At 63.9% G+C, this 16,025-nt stretch carries 13 protein-coding genes and 1 tRNA gene; 8 read left to right on the top strand and 6 right to left on the bottom strand.

Annotated elements, in window-relative coordinates:
- Positions 1 to 4 precede the first annotated feature (4 nt).
- Together BSY17_RS11085 and rmuC are read right to left on the bottom strand one after the other, a co-directional pair.
- Positions 5 to 634 carry a nicotinate-nucleotide adenylyltransferase gene (locus BSY17_RS11085; RefSeq protein WP_069065547.1) on the bottom strand — a complete coding sequence of 210 codons (630 nt, stop codon included), beginning with the start codon at positions 632 to 634 and terminating at the stop codon, positions 5 to 7.
- Between the two features lie 322 nt (positions 635 to 956).
- A complete protein-coding gene (gene rmuC / locus BSY17_RS11080; protein WP_069065546.1) occupies positions 957 to 2,444 on the bottom strand; it encodes a DNA recombination protein RmuC in 1,488 nt (495 codons plus the stop codon).
- A gap of 433 nt (positions 2,445 to 2,877) precedes the next feature.
- On the opposite strand from rmuC, the gene BSY17_RS21555 reads away from it, so the two are divergent.
- Positions 2,878 to 3,054, top strand: a complete 177-nt coding sequence (locus tag BSY17_RS21555; protein WP_171899226.1) for a hypothetical protein — start codon at positions 2,878 to 2,880, stop codon at positions 3,052 to 3,054.
- Between the two features lie 342 nt (positions 3,055 to 3,396).
- Here the strand turns inward: BSY17_RS21555 and BSY17_RS11075 are convergent.
- Positions 3,397 to 3,473: transfer RNA gene (locus BSY17_RS11075), tRNA-Pro, on the bottom strand.
- Between the two features lie 188 nt (positions 3,474 to 3,661).
- Between BSY17_RS11075 and yajC the strand changes: the two genes are divergently transcribed.
- The 4 genes from yajC to BSY17_RS11055 all read left to right on the top strand — a co-directional run bounded on the left by yajC (position 3,662) and on the right by BSY17_RS11055 (position 7,122).
- On the top strand, positions 3,662 to 3,997 hold the full coding sequence (gene yajC / locus BSY17_RS11070) for a preprotein translocase subunit YajC (RefSeq protein ID WP_037472426.1): 336 nt from the start codon (positions 3,662 to 3,664) through the stop codon (positions 3,995 to 3,997).
- A gap of 8 nt (positions 3,998 to 4,005) precedes the next feature.
- Positions 4,006 to 5,604 carry a protein translocase subunit SecD gene (gene secD, locus BSY17_RS11065; protein WP_037472424.1) on the top strand — a complete coding sequence of 533 codons (1,599 nt, stop codon included), beginning with the start codon at positions 4,006 to 4,008 and terminating at the stop codon, positions 5,602 to 5,604.
- A gap of 133 nt (positions 5,605 to 5,737) precedes the next feature.
- A complete protein-coding gene (gene secF / locus BSY17_RS11060; protein ID WP_069065545.1) occupies positions 5,738 to 6,724 on the top strand; it encodes a protein translocase subunit SecF in 987 nt (328 codons plus the stop codon).
- A gap of 89 nt (positions 6,725 to 6,813) precedes the next feature.
- Positions 6,814 to 7,122, top strand: coding sequence for an Mth938-like domain-containing protein (locus tag BSY17_RS11055; RefSeq protein WP_069065544.1), 309 nt, complete (start codon positions 6,814 to 6,816; stop codon positions 7,120 to 7,122).
- 71 nt (positions 7,123 to 7,193) lie between these two features.
- Here BSY17_RS11055 and BSY17_RS11050 read toward each other — a convergent pair whose 3' ends face one another.
- Complete coding sequence (locus BSY17_RS11050; protein ID WP_069065543.1) at positions 7,194 to 10,688, bottom strand: autotransporter domain-containing protein; 3,495 nt, start codon at positions 10,686 to 10,688, stop codon at positions 7,194 to 7,196.
- Between the two features lie 338 nt (positions 10,689 to 11,026).
- Here BSY17_RS11050 and BSY17_RS11045 point away from each other — a divergent pair, with 338 nt between their 5' ends.
- Genes BSY17_RS11045 through BSY17_RS11035 form a run of 3 tightly spaced genes read left to right on the top strand, consistent with a single transcriptional unit; the run spans position 11,027 to position 14,401 of the window.
- A complete protein-coding gene (locus BSY17_RS11045) occupies positions 11,027 to 12,148 on the top strand; it encodes a Ppx/GppA phosphatase family protein (RefSeq protein ID WP_069065542.1) in 1,122 nt (373 codons plus the stop codon).
- Positions 12,145 to 12,849: an RlmE family RNA methyltransferase gene (locus BSY17_RS11040; protein WP_069065541.1), complete on the top strand. Its 705-nt coding sequence runs from the start codon at positions 12,145 to 12,147 to the stop codon at positions 12,847 to 12,849. The genes BSY17_RS11045 and BSY17_RS11040 overlap by 4 nt, the downstream gene beginning before the upstream one ends.
- Before the next feature lie 43 nt (positions 12,850 to 12,892).
- Positions 12,893 to 14,401: a YifB family Mg chelatase-like AAA ATPase gene (locus BSY17_RS11035; RefSeq protein ID WP_069065540.1), complete on the top strand. Its 1,509-nt coding sequence runs from the start codon at positions 12,893 to 12,895 to the stop codon at positions 14,399 to 14,401.
- A gap of 191 nt (positions 14,402 to 14,592) precedes the next feature.
- On the opposite strand, the gene BSY17_RS11030 is transcribed toward BSY17_RS11035, so the two are convergent.
- Positions 14,593 to 14,970: a bactofilin family protein gene (locus BSY17_RS11030; RefSeq protein ID WP_083217108.1), complete on the bottom strand. Its 378-nt coding sequence runs from the start codon at positions 14,968 to 14,970 to the stop codon at positions 14,593 to 14,595.
- Positions 14,951 to 15,982 carry a M23 family metallopeptidase gene (locus BSY17_RS11025; protein ID WP_150125844.1) on the bottom strand — a complete coding sequence of 344 codons (1,032 nt, stop codon included), beginning with the start codon at positions 15,980 to 15,982 and terminating at the stop codon, positions 14,951 to 14,953. Before BSY17_RS11025 ends, BSY17_RS11030 begins: the two co-directional genes overlap by 20 nt.
- Positions 15,983 to 16,025 lie beyond the last annotated feature (43 nt).

Below are 16,025 nucleotides of genomic sequence, written 5' to 3'. Positions count from 1 at the left end.
CATTCTAGATCACTAACCGGCGCGTGAGCGGATCTCGCGCACACGATGTTTCATATTCGCGATGCCAGAGGGGGTCCGCCTGCCGAAGCAGGGTCGCCGATCTTGGATCAGGGCGAAAGCGCAAAAGCACGAGCGCCGGTGGTCTCCAATTCGTCCAGTCTGCACTCTGGCGCGGGGACCGGACGAAGCGCCGCAGCCAGCTCATGGCCGCAGAGCCATAGGCAGCGCTATCATAGCCTGGACGGGCGATCACGGCAATGGGCATTTGCCGGGCGATGCCGCGCCAGTCGCGCCAATCGCCAAATTGCGCCAGATTATCGGCTCCCATCAGCCAGATGAAGCGGTTTTTGGGGTAGTGGCGGGTGACGGCGCGGAGCGTGTCGATGGTGTAGCGGGTGCCAAGCTGCGCCTCGATCGCGGTCGCGCGAATCGGTGCGCGGCGGGCGATTTGCTGGGCGTGGGCCAGCCGGGCGGGGAGGGGGGCCATACCCGCGCGCGGCTTGAGGGGATTGCCAGGCGAAACGAGCCACCAGACTTCGTCCAGGCTAAGCGCCTTGGCCGCGAACAGCGATATGGCGCGATGGCCGCCATGGGCAGGATTGAAGGAGCCGCCCAGCAGGCCGATCTTTGTCATGGCTCTTGCCATGCCAGCGGAGAAGCAGGGGGGCAAGAGACGGGCAGCGCGCTTTAGCGGCTGAGCGCCGCCTTATGCGGCATGGGATAGGGGATGCGATCCAGTTTGGCGATAAGGTCGGCAAAAGGGTGGTCGGCCGCAACCTGTCTCGGCCGACGTGGCATGTCCGGTTCGACAGGCACCGCGCGCGACGGCGGCGCACGCCTAAAGATCAATCGCTTCCACATGGATAGTCTCCGACCCTTGTCTCTCAACCCTTACGGCTTTGATTTTCAAGGCTTCATGAAAGAGACGCAGGCGGAGGGTGGTTGGTTCCGTGGCGCTATTCCGCTGCGTCGGGCAGGGCGCGCAGGGCTTCGGGCGATGCGGGCTCGCGGACCAGCGCCTCGACCGGGCCAAGCTCGTCCAATTCCTTGCCGCCGGTCTCGATATTGAGATCGCGCAGCTTACGCCCGGTCACCAACACCCGGCCCTCGAAACTGCCGACGAAGGCGTTGTAATCCCCGACCGCACCATGGAGCCGATTGCCCAATTTCTTGAGCGATCCGGCGGCGGCGGCGAGGCGTTCATAAAGCTGCTTGCCCAGTTCGGCGACTTCGCGCGCCTGATCCTGCAATTTCGCTTGCCGCCACTGGCTGGCAAGTGTGCGAGCGAGCGGCAGGAAGGTGGAAGGACCGCAGATGATGACGCGATTGCGCGCGGCGCGCTCCCACAAGTCCATGTCCGCTTCGAGCGCGGCGGTGACGAAATTGTCGCCCGGCACATACATGATGACGAAGTCGGGCGCTTTGTCGAACTGTTCCCAATAGGCCTTGCGCCCCAGCGCGTCGGCATGGGTCCGCATCGCGCGGGCATGGTCGGCCATATGGGCGTCGCGCAGCGCCGAATCGATCTGATCGACGGCGTTCAGATAGGCGACGAGCGAGCATTTGACGTCGACCACCATCTGCTGATCGCCGGGCAGGTTGATGATGAAGTCGGGGCGCAACCGGCCATCTTCGACCGTAACCGATACTTCCTCGCTGAAATCGACATGGGCGGACAGGCCGGCTGCCTCGATCAGATTCTTGAACTGCTGTTCGCCCCAGCGACCACGCGTCTTGGGCGCGGCACGCAGCGCGTTGACCAGCTTGGCGGTCTCTTCGCGCACCTGCCCCTGGCCGACATGCACCTGCTGCACCGCTTCGCGCAGTTCGGCATAGCTGCCGACGCGGTCCTTTTCGACGCGCTGTAATCCCTCCTCATAGCGTTTGAGCGTGGTTTCGACGGGCGAGAGCAAGGTCTTCAATTGCGCTTCGCTCTTTTCGTTCGCCTGCGCGAAACGTTGGTCGGCGCGGTCGAGGAAAGTCTTTTGCGCCTCGCCCAGCAGCTTGCCGCCAATCTCGCTGAACTGGGCGGAAAGCTGTTCCTTGGCATCCTTTAGCGCGGCGATCTGCGCCTCGAAGGCTTCGGCGCGCGCCTGCGTGTCGGACTGGAGCGCGGCCAGTTCGCGGAGCGCCGCCTCGCGCTCGGCCTGCGCTGCCTCGAACCGCTGCTGCGCGCTGGCCTGGATCGCGTCGATCCGCTGCGCCGACGCGACCTGCGCGGCGTCGAGCCGGGCGATCTGCGCATGGGCCTGCGCCACCCGCTCCTGCTCCACCGCCAATTCGGCGATCGCGCCATTACGCTGCGTGCTGGCGACTTCCAGCCGCGCGGCCAAGTCCGTCTTCTCCGCCACCAACGGTGCCAGCATCCGCCCACGCAACAGCCACCCCGCCGCCAGCCCGACAAGCAACGCGACCAGAATCAGGAGGGCGGAAAGGCTGTCCATAAATTTCCCTTTGCAGAACGAAAAGGGAACTTAGCCGGGGGAAGGGGTGGGGGCAAGGGGTGATGGGTAAGGATGAACCTTGTTCCGTTCGCCCTGAGCCTGTCGAAGGGCCACACTCTCCTTGTAAAAGTTGGGCTTCGACAAGCTCAGCCCGAACGGCGATGGAGTGGGCTTGGTTACTCATTAGACGCGCCGTCCCTTTTCGAACATACGAAGCGGCAACTTGATTTCCTCTGCCTCCCTCTCGTTGCACAGCCGCCGATCAAAGATGGCGCGGATCGCTGGCGAGCGATCATGATACGTTATTCAAATGTATTTTATTCGTTCTCTGTCATTTTCCTATTGTGCGAATCGCGGGTTCGTTCATGATGTAGTTACCAGCACATTAACACCACAACATCTTGTGGAAGATGGCGGTAGAAAGGAGAAAATCATGAGCAAGACGATGAAGCCTGGTCAGTCTGCGCCCCGTTCGGGCCAGTACGGCATCTTCGGCCCTCGCGGCGGAGACACTGGCGCAGAGCGGACTGTGACGCGGGGCGAACCGCTGCCACCGACGCCGAAGCCCGGCATGGGTTACAAGCTGGTCGATCCGACCAAGCATAAGTAATCTGATTTAGCGGAGGTGCGACAAGACCCGGCTTATTCTTAACAAAGGCCAGCAAGCGGTAATCGGAACAAAACAGCCAGATGCTGGAACCCGTTCATAGTAGTCGGTATCGACGATCAAACCAATGCAGCGACTAACGGAAGGGCGGTTCAAAAGGGCCGCCCTTCCCTGTATGTCACAAGCAGTTGTTACTCCGCCCCCAACACGGCGCGCGCGTAGGCAAATCAAGCAGCCTTCGCCGCCCATGCCATTCACTACCAGTGCTGAATATCGCCTCCCGCGCTTGCGCTTGGGAGATTTTCGGGCGTCCGTCCCCCGGACGGCCGCACTTTCCGAAAATCTTGGTCGGGACGAGAGGATTCGAACCTCCGACCCCCACACCCCCAGTGTGATGCGCTACCAGGCTGCGCTACGTCCCGACCGGAGGGCGCGCTTTAGAAGGGGTTTTGGGAAGTTGCAAGGGTTTCGATGCGGGCTTTCGCGCCCCATGTACGATTCCCTAATCATATTGCCTCCGCCCTTGCATCTGTGGTAGCCGCCCGGCCTTGATAGGCGGGCGCTGCCATGCGGTGCGCGGCCGACAGACACCAAGACGAAAGTCCCACCCATGTTCATATCGACAGCCTTTGCCCAGACCGCTGGCGGGGAAGCCTCCGGCGCCGGAATCCTGGTGCAGATGGCCCCGCTGGTCCTGATCTTCGTGGTCTTCTATTTCCTGCTGATCCGTCCGCAGCAAAAGAAGATGAAAGAGCATAAGGCCAAGATCGACGCGGTGAAGAAGGGCGACCAGGTCGTCACCGGCGGCGGCTTGATCGGCAAGGTCGTGCGCGTCGATGACATCTATGCCGATGTCGAACTGGCACCGAACATGAAGGTCAAGGCGGTCAAGTCGACCCTGACCGACGTGATCGACCCGACCACTGCCAAGCCCGCGAACGACTGACCCCAACGATGCTCAATTTCTCGCGTGCGGCGGTGATCGCGATCATCCTGCCCTTGTTGATCGGCGTGCTGTGCGCGGTGCCGAGCTTCCTGCCCGATTCCGCCGTGGCCCGGCTGCCCGGCTTCATGCAGACGCGGGTCAATCTTGGCCTCGACCTGTCGGGCGGCAGTCACTTGCTGCTCGAAGCGTCGACCCAGGATGTCGCCAAGCAGCGGCTGGTCAATATGGAGGAGCAGGTTCGCACCGAACTGCGCCGGGCAGACCCGCGCATCGCGATCGGCGATATCTCCAGCCGCGACGGGAAGCTGAGCTTCATGGTGCGCGATCCCGCGCAGGTTGATGCCGCCGTCGAGCGCATCCGCCCGCTGACGCAGGGTGCGGGGCTGACCGGCCAGCGCGATTTCGACGTGGCGGTGGTGAACAGCCAGACCGTGACGATCACGCCGACCAATGCGGGTATCGACAATGCGGTCAAGAGCGCGATGGAAGTCGCGACCGAGGTGATCCGCAAGCGCATCGACGAAATGGGCACGCGCGAACCCACGATCCAGCAGCAGGGCAGCAATCGCATCGTCGTGCAGGTGCCGGGGCTGCAGGATCCCAAGGCGCTCAAGGATCTGCTGGGCCAGACCGCCAAGCTGGAATTCAAGCTGGTCGATACGACCGCCAACCCGTCCGAAGTGGCGCAGGGTCGCGCGCCGGTGGGCAGCGAAGTCCTGCCCTATCTCGACAATCCGTCGGGCGTGCCGCTGATCGCGGTCAAGCGCCAGGTAATGGTGTCGGGCGAGGATTTGACCGACGCGACCCAAGGCTATGACCAGAATAATCAGGCGATCGTCAACATCCGCTTCAACAGTTCGGGTGGCCGCAAATTCGGGCAGGTGACGTCGCAGAACGTCAATCGCCCGTTCGCGATCATTCTCGACGGCAAGGTGCTGTCGGCGCCCAATATCAACGAACCGATCCTGGGCGGCAGCGCGCAGATCAGCGGCAATTTCACGGTCGAAAGCGCCAACCAGCTGGCGATCGCGCTGCGGTCGGGCAAGCTGCCGGTGGCGCTGGCGGTGGTTGAGGAACGGACGGTCGGACCGGGCTTGGGCGCGGATTCGATTCGCGCGGGCCTCATCGCATCGATCATCGCCGTGGTCGCGGTCGCGATCTTCATGTTCTTGAGCTATGGCCGCTTTGGCATGTATGCCAATCTGGCGGTCGCCATCAACGTCGCGGTCATCCTGGGTGTGATGGGCATATTGGGGGCGACGCTGACGCTGCCGGGCATTGCCGGGTTCGTGCTGACGATCGGCACCGCGGTCGACGCCAATGTGCTGATCTATGAACGGATTCGCGAAGAGCGGCGGCGTGGGCGCAATGTCGTCCAGGCAATCGAACATGGCTATAAGGAAGCCAGCCGCACCATTTTCGAGGCGAATGTGACCCATGCCATTGCGGGTGGGATCATGCTGGCGCTGGGGTCGGGGCCGGTCAAGGGCTTCGCCATCGTGCTGCTGATCGGCATCGCGACCAGCGTGTTCACCGCCGTTACCTTCACCCGCGTCATCGTCGCCAACTGGGTGCGCCGCACCCGGCCGACGGACATCCATATATGATCGAGGTGACACCCCTCCTTCCGTTCGCCCTGAGCTTGTCGAAGGGCACCACCGAGCATAGCGAGGTGTCTTCGCCTCCGCTCAGACAGGGGCTTCGACTTCGCTCAGCCCGAACGGTATTAGGTCTTAGCGCATGAAACTTCTAAAGCTCGTCCCCGACAATACGAATATCGGCTTCGTCGCGATGCGGAAGTGGGCGTTCGCGCTCACTGCCCTGCTGACGGTGCTGGCGGTCGGCGCTACGGCCTATAAGGGCCTCAACATGGGCGTCGATTTCGTCGGCGGCCTGATGATCGAAGCGAAATTCCCGCAAAATGTCGAAACCGACAAGGTGCGCGCGACCATCGCCTCGCTCAATGTCGGCGAAAGCTCGTTGCAGCAATTCGGCGATCCCAAGACGGTGCAGATCCGCCTGCCTTTGCCCGAACAGGGCGGGGCGGGTGCGGCCAATGCGGTCGTCGAAAAGACCCGCAATGCGATGACCGGGCAATTCCCCGGCGTCACCTTCTCCCGCTACGATACGGTGTCGGGCAAGGTGTCGGGCGAGTTGATCCAGAACGGCATATTGGCGGTCGTGCTGGCTATCCTGGGCATCGCGGTGTTCAGCTGGTTCCGCTACGAGTGGCAGTTCGGCGTCTCGACCTTCGTCGCGATCGTCCACGACGTTCTCATGACGCTGGGTTTCTTCGCGCTGACGCAGTTGGAGTTCGACCTCAATATCGTCGCCGCCGTGCTGACGATCGTGGGCTATTCGATCAACGACAAGATGGTGATCGACGACCGCATCCGCGAAAATATGCGTAAATATCGCAAGATGGACATGAAGGCGCTGATCGACCTGTCGGTCAACGAAACGCTGCCGCGCACGGTGATGACGTCGGTGACGATCATGCTGGCGCTGGGCGCGTTGCTGCTGTTCGGCGGCCACGTGCTGCGCGGCTTCACCGCGGCGATGATGCTCGGCATTATCGTTGGCACCTATTCGTCTGTTTACGTTTCGTCCTCGCTGCTGATCTCGCTGGGCCTGTCGCCTATGTCTTCGGAGAAGAAGGCGGCCAAGGCTAACCTGGCGTCGCAGGCCGAGCGGGTCGGACCACGCGACGACGGGGCCAAGCCCTGAGCGGGGAACGACGCACCGGAATAGAACTGCGCCGCGACGATAGCGGGCAGGGGCCGATCGTCACCGGTTTTGCCGGGCGCGGCTTCCGGGTGCGCGATGATCTGTTTCCGAACGGCCTGCTGCTCAGCCCGGTGCGGGCGATGGCCTGGGACAATGCACCGACGGTCGACGCGCTGACGCTGGCGGCGCTGGGCGACCTGCTGGACGGCGATCCGCGTCCCGAATTCCTGTTGCTCGGCACAGGGGCGGGACTGCGCCAGCCACCACGCGCCTTCGTGCGCGATCTGGAGGCCAAGGGGATCGGCGTGGAGGCGATGGACAGCCGGGCCGCCGCGCGCGCCTGGGGCGTGTTGCGGGCCGAGGAACGGTCGATCGTCGCGGCGCTGCTGCCGCTCTGAACCGCGCAGTTGCGGACACAAAAAAAGGGCCGCCCTGTGGGGCGGCCCCTTTTCGTTGGCGCAAGGTGGGGTCAGAAGTGGATCTTCACGCCCGCACGATAGCTTTGATAGCTGATGTCCTTGCGCCAGACCGTCGTGTCGGCGGTCAGGTTGAGGTCCACAGAGCCAGCGCGGATGGTCAGGCCACCGCCGACTTCGCCCCAATTCTTGTCCGATCCGCCCAGCGCGAACGGCGCGAGGCTGCCGGTCCCGCCGACCAGATTGGCGAGGAAGAAGGCAGGCTGGTCGTTGAACTCATGGACATAATTGGCGGTGAGATAGGGTTTGAACCCGCCCGTATTCGCCTTGACCGTCGCGCCCAGGCGACCCTGGGCGCTGCGGATCGCATGGCGCTTGATCACCAGCGCGGCATCGCCGCCATATTCGGACAGGTTGCCAGAGCTGATATAGGCACCACGCAGCGCCGCGCGGGGCACGATGCTGAACGCATCGCTGCCGAGTGCCTTGCTGAGACCCAGTTCACCCGACAGGGCCAGTTCCTGGTCGCTGCCATAGAGGGTGTAGGGGGTGATGCCGACCGCGAAGGAACGACGCGAGCGAGTCGCCATCGTGCCTGCGCTGCCGACCGCATCCAGCTTCAGGCCGCCCAGGTCGAACGCCCCATAGACGGTGCCTTGATAGAGGCGGGCGCGGCCCGAGTCATTGGCCCCCGTATTGCCCTTCAACTCGCTGAACGAGGCAGCCAGGCCGATGACGCCGGTGTCGCCGAACGCCTTTTCGATGCCGGCTGCCATGTACCAGCCGTCGAACTGGTCGCGGCCCAATGGCGTGGCGGTCCGCATCGGGGCGCTGTCGCCGTCGATATAGCCGCCCGCCAGGAAAGCGCTGACGTCATCGGGCAACACGCCTTCGCGCGTCATCGTATCGTTGCTGCCGCCCTGCGCCATGCCCAGGTCGATATTGTTGAGGCTGGCTGCGGCCAGTTGCAGCGGCTGGCCGGTCATGGTCAGCGTGCCGCCCATCGCCCCGCCATCGAGCTTCGTCAGGCGGTCGCGATAGAAGCGCGCCATATTGTCGTTCAGCACTTCGGACATCGACGTCTTGAGCGTCTCGGTGCGCGGTGCCATCGCCTCGAAGGTCGCTTGGACCCCGGCCACACTCAGCAGATCGGCCTCGCCATAGAGATTGGCATAGTTGGCATAGAGCGGCCGGTTCTGGTCGAGCAGCTGGGCGAAGCTGGTCTGGTTCGGCGCAGCGCGGTTGACGACATCGGCATAGAGGCCCGCGTCGATCCGCACGCTGACGCTGTTGGGGCCGTAGAATAGCACGGGCTTCAACACGGCCGACAGGTTGGTCGGCGTCGCAAAGCTGCCATCCACGCCACCTTCGGCGGTCAGGAAGGTATAGCTGTTGCCATAGCGGATCTTGGCGCCGCTCGCTGCACCGAAGACGACGCGCCCGCCGACCGCGGCGATGCCGTCGATGGGATCACCGACCGCGAGCAGCGACGCATCGCCATCGGCCTGCGCTGCCGTGATGGCCGATACAGCCGAAGCCTGTTTCTGGCTGCCGCCACCATCGCCGCCACCATTGCCGGTATCGGGAATTTCGCCCTCGCCGTTGCCATCGGCTTCGACGAATTGCGTCGCCCGCACCGCCAGCACGTCCGACACGCCATTGGCACCCAGATCGATCTGCAGCGTGCTACCCGATGACAGCAGCGCATTGCCTTCGATGCTAAGCGTGCCGATCGTGCCGACGCCGCCGGGCGCGATCATGCCGAGGACATTGGTGAAATAGGGCGCACGGAGCGTTCCCTTGCCGGACAACAGCCCGGTCATCAGGAAATAGTCGCCCGGCGTTTCGACCGTGCCATCGACATTCACGACACCGGCGAGGTGGGCAATGTCCATCAGGCTGGTCAACGATCCGGTGCTGGTGACATTGAGGGCAGCACCCGCACCGGAAATGGTGAAGCGATCGACGGTGACGTCCGTGTTCAACGTCGTCCTGCCATTGGCGCTGAGCGTCACGTCATAATAGCGACCGATCACCCCTTGCGACGCGAGCGGATCGATATTGTTGGGCACGAAGCTGGTCGCACCGGGCAGGCCATTGGCCAGCGTCGGCGTTGGCAGGACCGCAGCGCTGACTTCGCCTTCCTGCGCGTCATGAATAGCGCCGGTCAGCAGGTTGGCGTTTTCGGCGTTGGGGGTGCGCTCGGCAATCTCCACCTTGCCCTTATTGTTGCTGACCACGGTCGAACCGGTGGTCGCGTCCGTCGTTTCCGCAATGACGGGTTCGCCATCGACGATCAACGTGTCGGCGCCGACATCATAGCAGATATCGTCCGGCCCATCATTGGGCTGGTAGCAGATCTGACCGAATTTCTGCGTGCTGTCCTGGCCGAACGCGCCTGCGCCTGGCGAAGTAGGAATGCCGTTCACCAAGGCACCATTGCTGTCGATCACCCGATAATTGGGGTCGAGCGCGGTCACCCAATGGTTAGCATCGCTCCACAAGCCGTCGCCTGCCTTGGCCGTGGCATAGCGATAGGGGTTGTTCTGCGCGATCCAGTCCCAGAACAGGTAGAGGGGCTGGTAGAAGGACGAGCCGCCATAGGAGCTTTGCGGCTGTTCGAGGAAATAGCGGCTGCCGCCCGACAGGACGCCGATGATCGTCTTTTCGTTGAAAGCCTGGTCCAGAATCAGCGGGCCACCCGAATCGCCGCCAGCGGTGCTGCCCTCATTGGCGAGCGCATCATCCTTGAACAGGTTGAAGTCGAACGGATTTTCACGCTCCGGATCGTCGAAATCGGTGTGATAGAGATTTTGCGTATAGCCGCCGGGCGCACCGAACAGGAAGGCGTCGATGTCATCGAGCGATCCGAGCAGTCCCAAGAAATTTTCTGCCGTCTTGCGACGGAAGTCGATGCCGGAGCTGGACCCGGTTGTCCCGCTGCCGGTGCGGCCATAGCCAGTGATCGTCACATGATAGCCGGTGCCCGACGTCTCGCTGATCGCCGAGGGCGCGGACAGGGCGGAAAAGAGCATCGTCCAGGTCGGCACGTCCGACGCGGGCGTGTCCAGCGTCGCCATCGCCACGTCGCCATAGAGGAAGCTCAAGGCCGGCGGATCGAGCGAGTCGGGATGATAGGCGATATTGTTGACGTTATAGACGCTGAGTGACGTGTTGGTCTGAAAGCCGTTGCTCAACCAGTCGATCAAGCCCGGACGGGCGTCGTTCTGGAAGGCGAAGGCGACCGGCACGCCGCCGTTGACGGTGCTATAGTCCGGCGTGTCGAGGTCGTTGACGCAGTGGGCGGCAAAGATGACCGTCCGCGGGTTGATCAGCGAACCGGTGCAGACGAAACCATCGGCGCGGTACATGATGCCGACGCCGTTGACGTCGCTGCCATCGATAATGTCGGACGGGGTTTTGCTGTCGTTGGGCACGACGGCGTGGGCCAGCGGCGCGAAGCCCAAAGCGGCGACCGCTGCGGATGCCAGAAGGCTGGTGCGACCGGCGCGCGCAAGTAAGCGCGCACCATTCTTGCGAATGTGCATGATGTGAACTCCCCAAAGACCTGACGGCAAGCTATGTCAGCAACAAGGCGAACACAATGTGGCAATGTACGAAACTTTCCTTATGTTTCAAAAAGGTCACAGACTGCTGCGACGCGTCGAAAAATCCTAAGTGGAGTGGCGCAAATCGGGCATTTCCGGCATGGCGCTATTCGCCGACGCCTATGCGCTACTTCATGACAAAGGCCGTTAACTTTAACCTGGCGCAGCTTTTTGGCGTATGGCGGCCGTCCCTTGCGCAACCGCGCCGATCCGCTTAGACATGAGGACAAGTTCCGGCTTCCCCACGAAGCTGGCGAAAAACAGAAGTGAGTTTCGGCATGGTGCAGCAAAGCCGCCCATCGCCGCAGAGTTCCGGTCCGACCGGCGGTTTTGCGGGCAAGCGCGCCCGATCCGGTCAGGGCAATGGGAGCAAGGCTGCGGCCATTCCTCCCCCGTCACCATCGCGGGGTCTTGCGCCGCATGGCGCGCGTGAGCGGCGATCCTATGCCGCGATCGACCTTGGCACCAATAATTGCCGCCTGCTGATCGCGAAGCCATCCGCCGATGGCTTCATTGTCGTCGATGCCTTTTCGCGGATCGTGCGGTTGGGCGAAGGGCTGGCATCGACCGGGCGGATCAGCGACGCCGCGATCGATCGCGCCATCGCCGCGCTCTCCGTCTGCGCCGACAAGCTGCGCCGCCGTCATGTGACACTGGCGCGTTCGGTCGCGACCGAAGCCTGTCGCCGGGCGTCCAACGGCAATGACTTCATCCAGCGCGTCTATCGCGAAACCGGCATTGCGCTCGACATCATCAGTGCGCAGGAAGAGGCGCGGCTGGCGGTGCTGGGCTGCCATGCGCTGCTGGAACCCGGCAATGGTCCGGCCCTGATCTTCGACATAGGCGGCGGATCGACCGAATTGGTGCTGGTCGATTCGAACGGATCGGCAGGGGCACCTCGGATCGTCGATTGGGTGAGTGCGCCGTGGGGCGTGGTGTCGCTGACCGAAAGCGAAGCGTTCGACCATGGCGACCGCGACGCGCGGCTCGCCGCCTATGACCGGATGCGCGCGCGGGTCAGCGAAGCCTTCGCGCCGCTGGCCCGCCGCTTGCCGCAAGGCGCGGAGGATATCCGCCTGCTCGGCACGTCGGGGACGGTGACGACATTGGCGAGCGTGCATCTGAACCTGCCGCGCTATGATCGGCAGGTCATCGACGGCTTGATCGTGCCATGCGAATCGATGCGGTCGATTTCCGAGCGTTTATCGACCATGACCCTGATGGAGCGGCAAAAGCTGCCCTGCATCGGCACGGAGCGGGCCGATCTGGTGGTGGCGGGGTGCGCTATCTTGGAAGCGATCCTCGACATCTGGCCCGCCGAACGGCTGGGCGTGGCGGATCGCGGGATTCGCGAAGGCATATTGCGCGGGCTGATGGACCGCGACGGGAGAGTGATGTGAGGGGCGCAGGCGTAGGCAAGGTGCGCGTCAAAAGCGCCAAGGGCAGGACCGCCCAGTCGGTTCGCTGGCTCGAACGCCATCTGAACGACCCCTATGTGCGCAAGGCGAAGGCGGAAGGCTGGCGCAGCCGTGCCGCGTTCAAGCTGATCGAACTGGACGAAAAATTCCATTTCGTGAAGGGATCGCGCGCGGTCGTCGATCTCGGCGTGGCACCGGGCGGCTGGTCGCAGGTGGTGCGCAAGCTTGCCCCTAAGGCCACCGTTGTCGGCATTGACCTGCTGCCGGTCGATGCGATCGAAGGGGTCACCCTGTTCGAAATGGACTTCATGGACGACAAGGCGCCCGACATTCTGCGCGAGGCGCTGGGCGATGCGCCCGACCTCATCATTTCCGACATGGCCGCCAATACGGTGGGCCATGCCCAGACCGACCATCTGCGCACGATGGGTCTGGTCGAAGCGGCCGCTTGGTTCGCAGTCGAAAATCTGCGCAAGGGCGGGACGTTCGTCGCCAAAGTGTTTGCCGGCGGCACTGATGGCGAGCTGCTGGTCCTGCTCAAGAAGAATTTCACGACGATCAAACATGCCAAGCCCCCCGCCAGCCGCAAGGGCAGCGTGGAATGGTATGTCGTGGCGCAGGGGTTCAAGGGGCGGCCCGATGAACCCGCGCGCGACCGGGCGGGCGATCCCGTAGAGGAATAGCAGCCGGAAGGCTGGCAGGCGCGGGATAGGAAGCGGGGGTCACTTGGTCGCAACGGTATCGACGGTCGCCTATCTGGGGCTGGAAGCGCGAGCCGTCGAGGTGCAATGCCAACTCGTCCCCGGCCTTCCCAATTTCATTGTCGTGGGATTGCCCGACAAGGCGGTGGCCGAAAGCCGCGAGCGGGTGCGCAATGCAATCGCCGCCATCGGCCTGTCGCTGCCGCCCAAGCGGATCACCGTCAACCTCTCGCCTGCCGACCTGCCCAAGGAAGGGTCGCATTTCGATCTGCCGATCGCCCTCGCGCTGCTCGGCGCGATGGGCGTGATCGATGCTGAAACGCTGTCGGGCTATGTCGTGGTCGGCGAACTGGGGCTGGACGGACGCACCGCGCCATCGCCCGGCGTGCTGCTGGCGGCGCTGCATGCGGGCGGGCAGGATATGGGACTGGTCTGCCCGGTCGCGCAGGGGGCCGAAGCCGCCTGGGCGGGGCAGGTCGAAGTCGTCGCCGCGCCTGACCTTTTGAGCCTGCTCAACCATTTCAAGGGCACGTCGGCGCTGTCGCCGCCCCAGCCGGGCGCGGTCGAGGCACCCGTGCGGACGCTGGACCTCAAACAGGTCAAGGGGCAGGAAGTCGCCAAGCGCGCGATCGAGATCGCGGCGGCGGGCGGGCATAATCTGCTGATGGTCGGGCCGCCGGGTGCGGGCAAATCGCTTATGGCCGGATGTTTGCCGGGGATATTGCCTGAACTCACGCCGTCCGAAGCGCTAGAAACTTCCATGGTGGCAAGCGTCGCGGGCACGTTGGACGGGGGACGGATCAGCCGGGCGCGGCCCTTCCGCCATCCCCATCATAGCGCGTCGATGGCGGCGCTGGTCGGTGGCGGTTTGAAGGCACGGCCTGGCGAGGTCAGCATGGCGCATCTGGGCGTCTTGTTCCTCGACGAATTGCCGGAATTTCAGCGCGCCGTCCTCGATTCGTTGCGCCAGCCGTTGGAAACCGGCGAAGTGACGGTCGCCCGCGCCAATGCGCATGTCACCTTCCCGGCGCGGGTGCAGTTGATCGCGGCGATGAACCCCTGCCGATGCGGACATCTGGGCGATCCCGCCTTGGCCTGCTCCCGTGCGCCGCGTTGCGCCGCTGACTATCAGGCCAAGGTATCGGGGCCGTTGCTCGACCGGATCGACCTGCATGTCGAGGTGCAGGCGGTGAGTGCTGCCGATCTGGTGCTGCCGCCCCCCGCCGAAGGGTCGACCGAGGTCGCCGCGCGCGTTGCCGCAGCGCGCGATGTGCAGACCTCGCGCTATGCCGGGACGAAAGTGCGGACCAATGCCGAAGTCGATGGCGATGCGCTGGAGGCTTTTGCTGGCCCGGACGAAGCGGGGCGGCAATTGCTGGCCCAGGCGGCGGCTGCAATGAAGCTGTCGGCGCGGGGCTATACCCGCGTGTTGCGCGTCGCGCGGACGATCGCCGATCTGGCAGGCGCCGAGCGGGTCGGGCGGGTGCATGTTGCCGAAGCGCTCAGCTACCGGCGCCGCGCGCCGGTGAATTGAGAAGGGCTCAGGGGATCGGCTGGACCGTCAGCAGCGTATAGAGACCGATGGCCGCGCCGCTGGCGACGAAAGCGATCAGAAAGCGGCATATGTCGGGCCAGAAATCGGGGCGTTCCATGTCGGTCGTCTCCTTGTCGGTGACGATGCGACGGGTAGAAGGACTTGAAACCCGCTTCCAATGACAAATGACGTTAGGCGCTCTCGTTGGCGATCAGCTTGAGTTCAGCGGCAGGCGCATTGTCCTTATGCGCAAAATGGCCGTCGATCCGGCTGCCCGCCTCGATCGTGATTCGCTCATAACGAACATCGCCGGTGATCCGCGCGCTGCGCTCGACCACCAGTTCCTCCGCCGTGATTGATCCATCGACAAGGCCTGCCAGGCGCGCGCTTTGCGCGGTGACATGGCCGATGATGCGGCTCTCGGCCCCCTGCACCAGGGCGGCGCAACTAATGTCGCCTTCCACCACGCCATCGACATGCAGATCGACCGACGCGGTGACGTTGCCGCTGATCGTGACGTCGCCGCCGATCAGCGAGAAGGGGGTATTTTTAGCCCCGGTTGCCGACATCGGCGAAACGGGCCTTGGCGATTTGCTGGACTTGGAGAACATCCTGGGCAGCCTCCAGAAAACGGCGAGGGTTGATGGGCCGGTCATTTTGCCGGACCTCGAAATGGAGATGGGTGCCGGTCGAACGGCCGGTCGACCCCATGCCGCCGATCGTGTCGCCCCGCGCCACCGCCTGGCCTACTTTGGCGGCAAAGCGTGACAAATGGGCGTAACGAGTCATCAGACCGTTGCCATGATCAACCTCGACCACATTGCCATAGCCCTGACGCTGGCCGACATACCGCACCTTGCCCGGCGCGGCCGCGACGATCGGCTGGCCATGACGGCCGGGGAAATCCATGCCGGCGTGGAAGGCGGCGTGGCCGTTGAACGGATCGCGGCGATAGCCGTAGGAACTGGTTTCCATCGGCGCCATGGTCGGCCTGCCCGACGGGATCGACAACAGGCTGCGTTCCAGAAACTCCATTCGCGTCAGCGCGTCGGCCAGATGTTCCAATTCGCCGGTCATGGCGCCCTTGCTGCCCTTCCACGGAACGAAGGGGCCACCTTGGGCGCGCGCGGCGGTGCGAGCGAGCTGGTCGGGGTTGAGGCCGAAGCTGCGGATCGCCGCCGCTGCCTTGTCCGCGCGACGCTCTACAGCAGCGGTCAGCAGCAGGGCGAAACGGCGCTGGCGTTCTTCCAGCCGCACGAGCGGCGCGGCTTCCGGGGCCATGCTGATCTTGGCGGTCAGCGTCTCCGCCTTGCCGGATGTGTCGGCGGCGGTCGGCGCGACCATGTCTGCGTCCTTGTCACCCTCGGCGCCGAAATGGGTCTTGTAGAGCGTGTCCATGAAGTCCTGCCGGGCTTCCAGATCCTGCGCCAATTCATCGACCGACTGGCGATAGCCTTCGACCTTGGTGGCAGCGGTCGCGATGGACTTGCTCTTGGCGGCCAGCGCTGCGCGCTCCTGCGTCACTGAGGCGCTGTCAGCGATCATCGCCAGCGTCATGCCGCCCCAGCCGATCAGTGCCATCGTCAGCAGGCTGAGTGTCGTGAGTTGCAGGCGGCGCGAAATC

Origin of the sequence: Sphingobium sp. RAC03 (genome assembly GCF_001713415.1) — a bacterium.
Lineage (GTDB): Bacteria > Pseudomonadota > Alphaproteobacteria > Sphingomonadales > Sphingomonadaceae > Sphingobium.
Note: the sequence above shows the minus strand (reverse complement) of the source record. Positions and strands in the feature narration are given on the sequence as shown.

Coding starts and splice junctions, on each gene's coding strand:
- BSY17_RS11050 (WP_069065543.1), bottom strand. CDS start 10,688: ATGCACATTCGCAAGAATGGTGCGCGCTTACTTGCGCGCGCCGGTCGC.
- secD (WP_037472424.1), top strand. CDS start 4,006: ATGCTCAATTTCTCGCGTGCGGCGGTGATCGCGATCATCCTGCCCTTG.
- BSY17_RS11030 (WP_083217108.1), bottom strand. CDS start 14,970: ATGTCGGCAACCGGGGCTAAAAATACCCCCTTCTCGCTGATCGGCGGC.
- BSY17_RS11085 (WP_069065547.1), bottom strand. CDS start 634: ATGACAAAGATCGGCCTGCTGGGCGGCTCCTTCAATCCTGCCCATGGC.
- yajC (WP_037472426.1), top strand. CDS start 3,662: ATGTTCATATCGACAGCCTTTGCCCAGACCGCTGGCGGGGAAGCCTCC.
- rmuC (WP_069065546.1), bottom strand. CDS start 2,444: ATGGACAGCCTTTCCGCCCTCCTGATTCTGGTCGCGTTGCTTGTCGGG.
- BSY17_RS11045 (WP_069065542.1), top strand. CDS start 11,027: ATGGTGCAGCAAAGCCGCCCATCGCCGCAGAGTTCCGGTCCGACCGGC.
- BSY17_RS11025 (WP_150125844.1), bottom strand. CDS start 15,982: ATGGCACTGATCGGCTGGGGCGGCATGACGCTGGCGATGATCGCTGAC.
- secF (WP_069065545.1), top strand. CDS start 5,738: ATGAAACTTCTAAAGCTCGTCCCCGACAATACGAATATCGGCTTCGTC.
- BSY17_RS21555 (WP_171899226.1), top strand. CDS start 2,878: ATGAGCAAGACGATGAAGCCTGGTCAGTCTGCGCCCCGTTCGGGCCAG.